At 70.1% G+C, this 11894-nt stretch carries 10 protein-coding genes; 7 read left to right on the top strand and 3 right to left on the bottom strand.

Annotation, left to right across the window (positions count from 1 at the left end):
- Window positions 1–42: 42 nt before the first annotated feature.
- The 3 genes from FHR97_RS08455 to FHR97_RS08465 all read left to right on the top strand — a co-directional run bounded on the left by FHR97_RS08455 (window position 43) and on the right by FHR97_RS08465 (window position 2695).
- Complete coding sequence (locus tag FHR97_RS08455; protein ID WP_183383347.1) at window positions 43–1383, top strand: sodium-dependent transporter; 1341 nt, start codon at window positions 43–45, stop codon at window positions 1381–1383.
- Between the two features lie 15 nt (window positions 1384–1398).
- Window positions 1399–1947 (top strand): gamma carbonic anhydrase family protein, encoded by a 549-nt coding sequence (locus tag FHR97_RS08460; protein ID WP_183383348.1) that lies wholly within the window; start codon window positions 1399–1401, stop codon window positions 1945–1947.
- A 76-nt stretch (window positions 1948–2023) separates the two neighbouring features.
- Window positions 2024–2695 (top strand): metal-dependent hydrolase, encoded by a 672-nt coding sequence (locus FHR97_RS08465; protein ID WP_183383349.1) that lies wholly within the window; start codon window positions 2024–2026, stop codon window positions 2693–2695.
- On the opposite strand, the gene FHR97_RS08470 is transcribed toward FHR97_RS08465, so the two are convergent.
- The 3 genes from FHR97_RS08470 to FHR97_RS08480 are packed head-to-tail and all read right to left on the bottom strand — an operon-like array spanning window position 2671 to window position 6746.
- The gene (locus FHR97_RS08470) at window positions 2671–4053 is read right to left on the bottom strand and encodes a sigma-54-dependent transcriptional regulator (protein WP_183383350.1); all 1383 of its coding nucleotides are present in this window, start codon (window positions 4051–4053) and stop codon (window positions 2671–2673) included. The two genes, FHR97_RS08465 and FHR97_RS08470, sit on opposite strands and share 25 nt — an antisense overlap.
- Window positions 4046–5968: a sensor histidine kinase gene (locus FHR97_RS08475; RefSeq protein ID WP_183383351.1), complete on the bottom strand. Its 1923-nt coding sequence runs from the start codon at window positions 5966–5968 to the stop codon at window positions 4046–4048. Before FHR97_RS08475 ends, FHR97_RS08470 begins: the two co-directional genes overlap by 8 nt.
- Before the next feature lie 4 nt (window positions 5969–5972).
- The gene (locus tag FHR97_RS08480) at window positions 5973–6746 is read right to left on the bottom strand and encodes a GntR family transcriptional regulator (RefSeq protein WP_183383352.1); all 774 of its coding nucleotides are present in this window, start codon (window positions 6744–6746) and stop codon (window positions 5973–5975) included.
- Between the two features lie 318 nt (window positions 6747–7064).
- Between FHR97_RS08480 and FHR97_RS08485 the strand changes: the two genes are divergently transcribed.
- From FHR97_RS08485 to FHR97_RS08500, 4 genes are all read left to right on the top strand, one after another.
- The gene (locus FHR97_RS08485; RefSeq protein WP_183383353.1) at window positions 7065–7820 is read left to right on the top strand and encodes a (Fe-S)-binding protein; all 756 of its coding nucleotides are present in this window, start codon (window positions 7065–7067) and stop codon (window positions 7818–7820) included.
- Window positions 7817–9256 (top strand): LutB/LldF family L-lactate oxidation iron-sulfur protein, encoded by a 1440-nt coding sequence (locus FHR97_RS08490; protein ID WP_183383354.1) that lies wholly within the window; start codon window positions 7817–7819, stop codon window positions 9254–9256. Before FHR97_RS08485 ends, FHR97_RS08490 begins: the two co-directional genes overlap by 4 nt.
- Window positions 9253–9909: a LutC/YkgG family protein gene (locus tag FHR97_RS08495; RefSeq protein ID WP_183383355.1), complete on the top strand. Its 657-nt coding sequence runs from the start codon at window positions 9253–9255 to the stop codon at window positions 9907–9909. Before FHR97_RS08490 ends, FHR97_RS08495 begins: the two co-directional genes overlap by 4 nt.
- Before the next feature lie 152 nt (window positions 9910–10061).
- Complete coding sequence (locus tag FHR97_RS08500) at window positions 10062–11735, top strand: hypothetical protein (protein ID WP_183383356.1); 1674 nt, start codon at window positions 10062–10064, stop codon at window positions 11733–11735.
- Window positions 11736–11894: the final 159 nt, after the last annotated feature.

Consider the following 11894-nt stretch of genomic DNA (forward strand, 5'->3'; position numbering starts at 1 on the left):
GCTAGGCTTGCGCCCTTTGCAACGACCGCCCGGAGCAGAGCGATGAACGAGACCCTGGAGCGCTGGAGCAGCCGACGCGCCTTCATCCTGGCCGTGACCGGGGCCGCGGTGGGGCTGGGCAACATCTGGCGCTTCCCCTACATCACCGGCGAGTACGGTGGTGCGGCCTTCCTGCTCCTCTACGTGGCCTTCGTGGTGCTGCTGGGCCTGCCGGTGATGATGGCCGAGATCCTGATCGGTCGTGCCGGGCGGCGCAGCCCGATGCAGTCCCTCGGCCACCTGGCCACCCACGCCGGCCGCAGCCACCACTGGCGCTGGCTGGGGCTGTTCGGGGCCTTCACGGTGTTCTGCATCCTCTCCTTCTACTCGGTGGTCTCGGGCTGGTCCATCGAGTTCCTGGTCGCCGCGGTCAACGGCGACTTCGTCGGCCAGGGCGCGGCGGAGATCGGCGCCGGCTTCGACGCCTTCCTCGCCGATCCCGGGCGCATGACCTTCAACCACACCCTCTTTTTGGCCATGACCATGATGGTGGTGGCCGCGGGGGTGGCCAAGGGCCTGGAGCGGCTCAACAACCTGCTGATGCCGCTGCTCTACCTGCTGCTGCTGGTGCTGGCCGGTCACGCCGCCACCACCCGCGGCTTCGGCCCGGCGCTCGCCTGGCTGTTCACGCCGGACCCCTCGGCGGTCACGCCGACGGTGCTGATCGCCGCCATGGGGCATGCCTTCTTCACCCTGGCGGTGGGCGCCTGTGCATTGATGGCCTACGGCGCCTACATGCCGGACCACCAGAGCCTGCCCCGGGCGGCGGCCGGCGTCGCGGTGCTCGACGTCACCGTGGCGCTGTTGGCCGGCATCGCCATCTTCTCGGTGGTCTTCGCCCAGGGCATGGATCCCGGCGAGGGCCCCGGCCTGATGTTCGTGACCCTGCCGGTGGCCTTCGCCGACCTGCCCTTCGGGGCCCTGTGGCTGTCGCTGTTCTTCCTGCTGCTGCTGCTGGCCACCTGGACCTCCTCGATCAACCTCGCCGAGCCGATGGTCGCCACCCTCCAGGGCTGGGGCCTCGGCCGTGGCCAGGCCTCGGCGCTGGTGGGTGTCGCCGTCTGGCTGCTGGGTCTGCTGTCGGTGCTGTCCTTCTCGACGCTGTCCGAGGTCCGGGTGCTGTTCGGGATGAACGTCTTCGAGCTGGTGACCACCATTCCGCCGGAGATCTTCCTGCCGGTGGGGGGGCTGCTGATCGCGATCTTCGCCGCCTGGGTGCTGCCCGGCCACGTCGCCCTGCGTGCCCTGGATGCCGGGCCCAACGGCTTTCGCCTGTGGCGGTTCCTGGTGCGCTGGGTGTCGATCCCGCTGACGCTGGTAGTATTGGTCTCGGGACTGATCTGACAAGCGAGGTGCAAGATGAGTGATTCGACGGCCATCCGGCCCTGGAAGGGCGTGACGCCGCAGCTGGGCGAGCGGGTCTACATCGATCCCGCCGGCGTGGTGCTGGGCGACGTGGTGCTCGGCGACGACAGCTCGGTGTGGCCGATGGCGGTGGTCCGCGGCGACATGCACCGCATCCGGATCGGCGCGCGGGTCAGCGTCCAGGACGGCAGCGTGCTGCACATCACCCACGCCAGCGACTTCAACCCCGACGGTTTCCCGCTGACCATCGGCGACGACGTGACCATCGGCCACAAGGCGATCCTGCACGGGGCCACCCTGGGCAGCCGCATCCTGGTGGGCATGGGCGCCATCGTCATGGACGGCGCCGTGGTCGAGGACGAGGTGATCATCGCCGCGGGGGCGGTGGTGACCCCGGGCAAGCACCTGGCCGGCGGCCACGTCTATGCCGGCAACCCGGCCAAGGCGCTGCGGCCGATCAAGGACAAGGAGCGCGCCTTCTTCCCCTACACGGCCGGCAATTATGTAAAGTTGAAGGACGAGTACCTCGCGGCCCGGGGTTGAGCCGCCAAGCGATTGTTCTCTCACGCCATCCGGGGCGATAATATGGACGTTTATCCAGTTTTTGGAGGCGCCCGGGATGGCCGATTTCCGCACCCATATCAGTGCCGCCGCGGGGGGCGGTGTGCTCCTGGCCCTGGCCGGCTGGCGAGCCGAGCTGTGGACCCCCGACCAGGCCCTGCCGCTGGCGGTGCTGGTCGCCTTCGGCGGCGTCCTGCCGGACATCGACTCCGACCACTCCCATGCCGTGAGGCTGATCTTCAGCGTGATGGCGGTGCTGGTCGTGGTGGCCGGGGCGCTGCTGCTGAGCCCCTGGCTGAACCTGGGGGCGCTGCTGGTGGCCTGCGGTGGCCTCTACATCGGGGTGCGTTACGTGCTGAGCCCGGTCTTCAAGCACTTCTCCGTGCATCGCGGCATCTGGCACTCGCTGCTGGCGGCGGGCCTGTGCGGGCTGGCCACCAGTGCGGGCAGCTACCGCCTGCTGGAGCTGGAGGCCGGGCTGGCCTGGGCCCAGGGGCTGGCGCTGGTGCTGGGCTGCTGCATCCACCTGCTGCTCGACGAGCTGTACAGCGTCGACCTCACCGGGGCGCGGATCAAGCGCTCCTTCGGCAGCGCCTTCAAGCTGTTCGCCTACCGTGAACCGTTGAACTCCGGGATCATGCTGCTGCTGGCCGTCGGCCTCACGCCCTGGCTGCCCCCCTGGGGCTCGCTGGGCGAACTGCTGTCTCAGGGCTCGGCGATCTGGCGGTAGTCCTCGGCCTTGAGGCCGTGCTTCCTGAGCTTGTCGTAGAGGGTCTTGCGGGGCAGCCCCAGGCCCTCGCAGACCTCGCTGACCCGCCCCTGGTGGCGGGCCAGGGCCTGGCTGATCAGGCCCTTCTCGAACAGCTCCACCTGCTGGGGCAGCGGCAGCTCGCCGCTGTCGCTCTCCACGCCGGCCAGCAGGGTCTCCAGCCGGTAGTCGCAGGTCACCCCGAGCAGCACGTAGCGCTCCGCCAGGTTGCGCAGCTCGCGCACGTTGCCCGGCCAGTCGTGGGCCATCAGCGCCGAGGTGCCGGCGGCGTCCAGGGGCGGCGCCTCCAGGCCGCTGCGGTTGGCGGCCAGCACCGCGAAGTGCTGGAACAGCAGCGGGATGTCCTCGCGGCGCTCGCGCAGCGGCGGGATCGGCAGAGTCACCACGTTGAGCCGGTAGTAGAGGTCCTCGCGGAAGTCCCCGGCCTCCGCGGCGGCCTTGAGGTCCACCTTGGTGGCGGCGATCACCCGGATATCCAGCGGTACCGACTGGTTCGAGCCCAACCGCTCGATGGTGCGCTCCTGGAGCACCCGCAGCAGCTTGACCTGCAGGGCCAGCGGCATCGACTCGATCTCGTCGAGGAACACCGTGCCCCCCTCGGCGTGCTCGAACTTGCCGATGCGCCGCTCCACGGCGCCGGTGAAGGCGCCCTTCTCGTGGCCGAAGAGCTCCGACTCGATGGTGCTCTCCGGCACCGCGCCGCAGTTGATGGCGACGAAGGGGCGCCCGCCCCGGGAGCTGCGCTCGTGGATGGCACGGGCGACCAGGTCCTTGCCGGCACCGGTCTCGCCGAACAGCAGCACGTCGGTCTCGACCTGGCTGATGCGCTGGACCATGGAGGCCAGCTTCTGGATCGCCGGGGTGCGCCCCACCAGGCGTGGCCCCGGGGCCGCCTGCTGCGCCTCCAGCTCGGCCTTGAGGGTGCGGTTCTCGAGGCTCAGTCGTCGCTTCTCGGTGCCGCGGCGCACCACCTCGACCAGCCGCTCCCCGGCGAAGGGTTTCTCCAGGAAGTCCCAGGCGCCCTCGTGCATGGCCTCCACGGCGGTGGAGATGTCGCCATGGCCGGTGATCAGCACCACCGGCAGGTCCGGGTCGCGGCTGCGCACCTCGCGCAGCAGCGCCATGCCGTCCATGCCGGGCATGCGGATGTCGCTGACCACCACGCCGGGAAAGTCCGGCGTCAGGGCCGCCAGGGCGGCCTCGGCGTTCTCGAAGGGCTGGGGGGCGTAGCCGGCCAGCTCCAGGGTCTGACCCGCGGTGATGCGCAGGTGGGCCTCGTCGTCGATGATCATCACCGGAGGGGCCGGGGACTCATGCATGGTGTGACTGCTCCTTGGCTTGCGCCCGTTTGCCGTCCGGGCCGCTGTCCCGGGGAAGGGTAATGGTGAAGCGGGCACCGCCGCCAGGGGCGTTGCGGGCCTCGAGGCGACCGCCGAGGTCGTCGATGATGCGGCCGGAGATCGACAGCCCCAGCCCCAGGCCGCTGCCGGTGGACTTGGTGGTGAAGAAGGGCTCGAAGATCCTGGCGAGATGGTCCTCGGGGATGCCCGGACCGTTGTCCGCCACCTCGATGGAGACTCGCTCCGACGTGGTCTCGATGGCCAGCGTCAGATGCGGAGACGACGTCTCGGCCAGGGCCTGGAGGGCGTTGCCGATCAGGTTGACCAGCACCTGCTCGAGGCGTACCGGGTCGGCGCGCACCCAGGCCGTCTGCTCGGGCCAGCGGCGCTCGATGTGGATCGCGCCCTCGCTGAGGCGAGCCTGGAAGAGGCGCAGGGCATAGTCGAAACAGGACTGCACCGAGACCGCGGTGAGGGTGTCGCCGCTCTTGCGGGAGAACTGACGCAGCTGGGCGCTGATCTCGGCCATGCGCCCGGTGAGCTCGACGATCTGGCCGAGGTTGGCATCGGCGGCCTCGGCGCGGCTGCGGGCGATGAAGGCGCGGGCGTTCTCGGCGTAGGCGCGGATCGCCGCCAGGGGCTGGTTGAGCTCGTGGTTGATGCCGGCGGCGAGCTGGCCCAGCACGGCCAGCTTGGCGGCCTGGACGAGCTCGTCGCGGGTCTCCCGCAGGCTCTGTTCGGCGCGGCGACGCTCCTCGATCTCGTCGGACAGGCGACGGTTGGTGGCCACCAGGTCGCGGGTGCGGTTGGCCACGTTGCGTTCCAGCTCGTCGCGGGCCCTCGCCAGGGTCCGGCGCTCGCGCTCGGCGAAGCGCTCGCGCTCCCGGCGCAGGCGCAGGCGCTGCCAGCCGATACCGCCCCCCAGGGCCACCAGGCCGTAGAGGCCGCCGGCCAGCAGCGCCGAGACCCACTGGGCGCTGATCACCGGGGTCAGGGGCTTGAGGATGTGCATATGCCAGTCGAAGGCCGGCATGGGGCGGGTCAGGCTGAAATAGGGCTGTCCCGCCAGGGGCCCTTGGGCGAAGCCCACCAGGCGGGTGCGCTCGTCGCGGTGCTCGATCTCGCGCAGGCCGGAGGGCGGTAGCGGCTCGTCGCCATAGCGCCGCGAGGCCCGCAGGGCCACGCGCTGCGCCTCGCCGAGCGGCTTCATGGCGGTCAGTCGCAGTGCCGGCTGGCTGGCCAGGAAGATCACGCCGTCCCGGCCGGTGACCAGCAGTTCGGCGTCCTGCTCGGCCCAGCTGTCCTCCACGGCGTTGAGCAGCACCTTGAGCACCATCACCCCGTCGGGACGGGCGTCCGGCGCCGTCTCGTCCAGCCACACCGGGGCCGAGAAGTAGTAGCCCCGCTCCCCGGACTGCACCCCCAGGCCGAAGAAGCGGCCATTGCGGCCGGCGATGGCCTCCTGGTAATAGCGCCGGTAGCGGTAGTTCTGGCCGATGAAGGTGTCGGGGCGGTGCCAGTTGCTGGCGGCCAGGGTGTCGGCGTGGTGGTCGAGCAGGTAGATGTCCGAGACGTCGGCGGTGGCCCGGAAGCGGTCGAGCAGGCGGTTCAGCGGCATCGGGTCCTGGCTGTCCGGCGACGCGAGGAAGCGCTTGACCGCCTCGCGGCTGGCCAGCAGCTCCGGCAGGTAGTCATGGCGCGACAGGTGGCCGGTCAGCCCGGCCGCCGACAGGCGCAGCTCGTTCTCGGCATCCTGGCGCAGGCTCTGCAGGGCCTGTTCCCGGGCCACTTGGGCGGTCTGCCACATGCACAGGGCGAGCCCGGCGAGACCCAGCCCCCACAGCAGCAGGCGGATCAGGCGACGACGCTTCGAGGCAGGTGCGGCGTGGGGCATGGGCTCAATGACTCGCCGTGGGCATCGCCTGGGCGCGACGCAGGGAGCGCTGGGCGCGGGTCTCGGCGCGTGCCGCCTCGAGCAGGCCCTCCTCCACATAGACCAGGTGCTCGTGGGCCCGGCTGCGGGCCTCCTCGGCACGGCCCTGGAGGATGGCATCGAGCAGGGCGCGGTGCTGGGTCATCAGGTGCTTGCGGGCATCGGGCTTGGCGAACAGGTGCTCGAGGTTGTCGACGATGCTCTTCTCCAGCAGGTGGAAGATGCCGCGGATGGTGTGCAGCAGCATGACGTTGTGGGCGGCTTCGGCGATGGCCAGGTGGAAGGCGGCATCGGCCTTGGCCTCCCGGGGCGGGTCCTGCTCGTTGAAGCGAGCCTCCAGCTCCTCGAAGCGTTCGATCAGCACCGCCTTGTCGGTGGGGGTGGCCCGCAAGGCGGCATAGTAGGCGGACAGGCCTTCCATGGCGTCACGGAACTCCAGCAGGTCCAGATGGAACTCGCCGTGACGGGACAGCATCTCCAGCAGCGGATCGCTGTAGCCGCTGTGCAGGTCCTCGGTGATGAAGGTGCCACCCCCCTGGCGGCTGGTCAGCAGGCCGCGGGCGGCGAGCTTCTGGATCGCCTCGCGCAGCGACGGTCGCGACACGCCGAAGCGTTCGGCGAGCTCACGCTCCGGCGGCAACCGTTGGCCGGGCTTTAGGCTGCCCTCGAGAATCAGGGCCTCGAGGCGCTCGGTGATGACATCGGCCAGGCGCGGCTGGCGGAGGGATTGATAGGACATGGTGGTGTTTCCTGGGCACGGGGTCACGGTGCTCATGATAGCGGCGATGAATTGGTATTACCAATATGTCGTCATGAAGGCGGGCGTGGAAGAGGATGGGTTTTCCTGCCACTTCAGCCGGTTGCCGCCGACGCTGGATGGCCATAGACCAAAGTCTAGCCGTCTGGGCGGTGTCCTTGGCGCCCGGAATTTGACAGTCACGGCGCCGCCTCATACTGTGCGGTGACATTGCGCTGTAAATTGGTTTTACCAATCACCGGCAGCCCAGGCTCATCAAGACAGCGCCCCGCCACCCGGCCGGCGCCGAGGACCCTGACCATGACGCCCGTCAAGCTCTACCCTGCCAGGCCCGACAAGGTGTACTTCTATGGCACCTGCCTGGTCGACCTCTTCTTCCCCCAGGCCGGCCTCGACGGCATTCGCCTGCTGGAGCGGGAGGGCATCGAGGTGATCTTCCCCGAAGATCAGACCTGCTGCGGCCAGCCGGCCTACACCTCGGGCTACCAGGACGAGGCGCGAGCCGTCGCCGCGACCCAGCTGGACCTCTTCCCCGGGCCCTGGCCGATCATCGTGCCCTCCGGCTCCTGCGGCGGCATGATGCGGGTCCACTACCCCGACCTCTTCGCCGGAACCGAGCGGGAGGCGCAGGCCAGGGAAGTGGCCGACCGGGTATTCGAGCTGACCGAGTTCCTGGTGCATGTCTGTCACCTGCGCCTCGCTGACCGCGGGGGCCCGGAGAAGGTGGCCATGCATACCTCCTGCAGCGCTCGGCGCGAGATGGGGCTGGCCGCGACCGGCCCGGCGCTGCTGGGGCGGCTCGAGGGCGTGGAGCTGGTGGAGCCGGCCCGGGCAACCGAGTGCTGCGGCTTCGGCGGCACCTTCGCGGTGCGTCACCCCGAGGTATCGGCCGCCATGGTCGAGGACAAGAGCCGGGCGATCGAGGCAACCGGTGCCGAGCATTTCGTCACCTCCGACTGCGGCTGCCTGATGAACATCGCCGGGCGCCTCGAGCATCGGCAGGGTGCCGTGCGCGGCGAGCATATCGCCAGCTACCTGTGGCAGAGGACGTCATGAGTGTACAGACCTACACCCCCGCCGCCTTCCATCGCCAGGCCCACGAGGCCCTGGAGAACCCGCAGATCCGGGCCAACTTCCGCAAGGCCATGGACGGGCTGATGAGCAAGCGTCGGGACAGTTTCGACGACTGGGACCTGGAGACGCTGCGCGAGCTGGGGGCCAGTATCCGCCTGCGCGCCCTGGCCAAACTGCCCGACTTACTGGAACGGCTCGAGGCCAACTGCCAGGCCAACGGCATCCGCGTGCACTGGGCGGAGGACGGTGAGCAGGCCTGCCGCATCATCCGCGAGCTCTGCGAGGCCCGCGAGGCGACGTCGGTGATCAAGGGCAAGTCGATGGTCTCCGAGGAGATGCACCTCAATGCCCACCTGGAGGCGGCCGGCATCGCCGCGCTGGAGTCCGACCTCGGCGAGTACCTGGTGCAGCTCAACGAGCAGACGCCGTCGCACATCATCATGCCGGCGATCCACCTCAACACCGACGAGATCGCCGGCATCATGCACGACAAGACCGGCATCGAGCGTACCCGGGACGTCGACGCCATGACCGCCGCGGCCCGCCTCCAGCTGCGCGAGCGCTTCATGGCCGCCGACGTGGGGGTGTCCGGCGTCAACTTCGCGGTGGCCGAGACCGGCACCCTGTGCCTGGTGGAGAACGAGGGCAACGGTCGCATGACCACCACGGTGCCGCCGGTGCACATCGCCGTGACCGGCATCGAGAAAGTCGTCGAGCACCTGCGCGACGTGGCGCCCCTCTACTCGCTGCTCACCCGCTCGGCCACCGGCCAGCACGTCACCACCTACTTCAACATGATCAGCGGGCCCCGCCGCCCCGGCGAGCACGACGGCCCGGAAGAAGTGCATCTGGTGCTGGTCGACAACGGTCGCTCCAACATCTACCAGGACGATCAGCTGCTCGACACCCTGCGCTGCATCCGCTGCGGGGCCTGCATGAACCATTGCCCGGTGTACACCCGGGTCGGCGGGCACAGCTACGGGACCACCTATCCGGGGCCCATCGGCAGTATCCTGATGCCCCACCTGGAGGGCCTGGAGTCGACCAGGGACCTGCCCACCGCCTCGAGCCTGTGCGGGGCCTGCGGCGAGGTCTGCCCGGTGAAGATCCCGATCCCCGACCTGTTGGTGCGGTTGCGCCGCGAGTCGGTCGGCGAGGGGCGTGGCAACGTGCGCGGTGCCGGCGTCAAGCGCTCGCGCAAGGAGCTGGCGGCCTGGAAGGGCTGGCAGTGGCTGGCCACCCACCCCGGTCTCTGGCGCAGCGGCACCGCCATGGCCGGCAGGCTGCGTGGCCTGACGCCGGCCCATCTGGGGCCCTGGACCGACTATCGCACCGCGCCGAAGCCGGCGAAGACCACCCTGCACGGCCTGCTCAAGCAGCGCCGTGCCCGCCAGGCGGCAGAGGAGAAAGACGCATGAGTGCGCGCGAGGCCATCCTGAAGCGACTGCGTGAGCGGACCGACGGCCCCCTCGAGGCCCCCGAGAGCGACTTCGCCGTGATGACGGGCCGTGGCTGGACGGCACAGGAGCGCCTCGAGCGCTTCGAGCGCTGGATCGGCTCCGTGCATGGCGAGGTGATCCATGTGGGGCGCGACGACTGGACCGAGGCCCTCGCCGAGGTGCTGCGCGACAAGGGCGTGCAACGGCTGGCGCTGGGTCGCGAGCATCCGGTGGCGGCGGCGGCGCGCGAGGCCCTCGCCGGGGGCGACGTCGAGCTGGTCGCGGCCGATCGGGACATCGAGACCTGGCAGCGCGAGCAGTTCGAGAGCGTGGGCGCCGGCCTGACTTCGACCGGCGGGGGCATCGCCGAGACCGGCAGCCTGTGGCTCTGGCCCACCCCGGACGAGCCCCGCCTGCTGAGCCTGGTGCCGCCGATCCATATCGCCGTGCTGGATGCCGAGTCCCTCGAGGATACCCTCCACGACGTCATGGCCCGCCACGACTGGGCCGCGGGGATGCCCACCAACGCCCTGCTGGTGTCCGGCCCCAGCAAGACCGCCGATATCGAGCAGACCCTGGCCTACGGGGTGCATGGCCCCCGCGAGCTGGTGGTGCTGGTGCGCCACGCCTAGGGCGCCGGCGCCAAGCGTCATGGTTTTCGCTATAGTGCGGTTGACCCCGGCGCAGGAAGGCCGGGCTCTCGCAACCACATGTAGGGAGACATGACGTGCATATCCAGGAGTCAGGGAGGTCGCGCCGGCGGACCGTTCGCCAGGGGCGTGTGATGGTCGGTCTCGCCGGGCTGGCGTTGCTGGCGGGGTGCGGCGACGGGGAGGCGCGTTTCGTCAGCGCCCCCGAGGCGACGCTCGGCAGCGAGATCCAGGGCGAGCTCACCACGGCGAGCCCCGTCAACCTCAACAACGGCACCCGCTACTCGGCGCACTGGCTGTGTGCCGGCTCGCCCGATGGCCAGGGCCAGTCCTATGTCCTCGAGGCGCCCTTTGCGGCCGAGCTGTCCGCCTTCGACGCCCAGGGGCAGTGGCTGGGGAGCGCCCGGGGCGGCCCCGAGGCCGGGACGCTGACCCTGCTGGCCGCGGCGGTGGGCGACGCCTGTACGCTGGTGGTGGTCAATGGCCGTGGTCATGGCGCCTTCGGCCCCTATCGGCTCACCGCGGAGCCGATAGGGGCCCAGAAGGAACTGGTGCCGGGTCGTGCGCTGATCGGGCGCCTGGACGGGGGCGAGACCGAGTACCCCATCCGCCTCGACGGGCCGGCGCTGCTCTCACTGTCGCTGAGCGGCGTCGAGGACCTCGGCCTGCAGCTGGAGGGCAACGGCGTCTCGCAATCGGCGCATGCCTGTGCGGCCGGCGAGCTGCGCCTCGAGGCCTATCTCGAGCCCGGGGACTATCGCGTGCGCCTGCGCCCCGAGCATGCCCCCGCCGTCGGGGGAGAGGCGAGCTGTCCCGGCCGCGTCCTCGCCACCGGCGAGGCCTATCGCCTGATGGCCGAGCGTCGCGACCTGGACGAAGGCTGGCGCAACGGCGGGCCGCTGCGTGACGGTGACCGCCTCAGCGGCACCCTCGAGGGGGCGGCAGCGAATGCCTACAGCCTGCACCTCGACCGCCCCTCCGAGATCGGTCTGTCGCTGCGTTCGCGGACCTTCGATACCGTGCTGCGGGTGACCGGGGAGGGCGCCGACATCGTCAATGACGACGATGGCAGCGGGACCGATTCCCGTCTCGAAACCGTGCTGATGGCCGGTGACTATCGTGTCGAGGTCGACAGCTATGGCGATGGCGTCGGCGACTATGCCCTCGAGCTGACCCGCCGGGACTTCGACGGCGAGTTCCGCAACGACGGAGCGCTGGCCCTCGGCGAGAGTCTGCGCGGCCAGTTGACCGGCCTCGGCGAGAGCCGTTACCGCCTGGCGATCGACGAGCCGGTCGAGGTGCGGCTGGCGCTGGACTCCCGGGACTTCGATCCGATGCTGCGCCTGCACGGCAATGGCCTGGACCTGAGCGACGACGACAGCGGCGGCGATCGCAACGCCCTGATCACCACCATCCTCCAGCCCGGCGAGTATGTCGTCGAGGCGCAGAGCTACAGCGGCAGCGGCATCTACCGCCTGCGGGCCGAAGGGGAGGCCTTCGAGGGGCGGACCAGCGATGGCGGTGAAGTGCGCCCCGGCGAGACCGTCTACGGCGACCTCGATGGCGGCAGCCTGGCCTATGAGCTGGTGATCGGCCAGGCGCGCCCCGTGGTGGTCGAGGCGACCTCGGCGGCGGTGGATACCATGCTGCGGCTTTCGGGCCACGGCGTCGATGCCCAGAACGATGATGCCGGCGACCTGGGGCTCGGTTCGCGGATCTCGCAGCACCTCGAGCCCGGCACTTACCGAGTCGAGGTGAGTCGCTTCGGCAGCGGGACCGGCATGGTGCGCCTCGAGATCGGCGGCTGATGTCGGCAGGGCGCCGCGAGGCGGCGCCCCCGAATCTTTTTTTCCGCAGGGCTTGCGCCGCCCCCGGAGAATCCGTAAAGTACGCATCCGCTGCCGGCGACGGGCAACGTTGCAGGCGGTGATGAGTGGCAGAAGTGCTTGTTTCTTCGAGAGTTTTTG

The organism is Halomonas stenophila (genome assembly GCF_014192275.1).
In the GTDB taxonomy this organism is placed as follows: Bacteria; Pseudomonadota; Gammaproteobacteria; order Pseudomonadales; family Halomonadaceae; genus Halomonas; species Halomonas stenophila.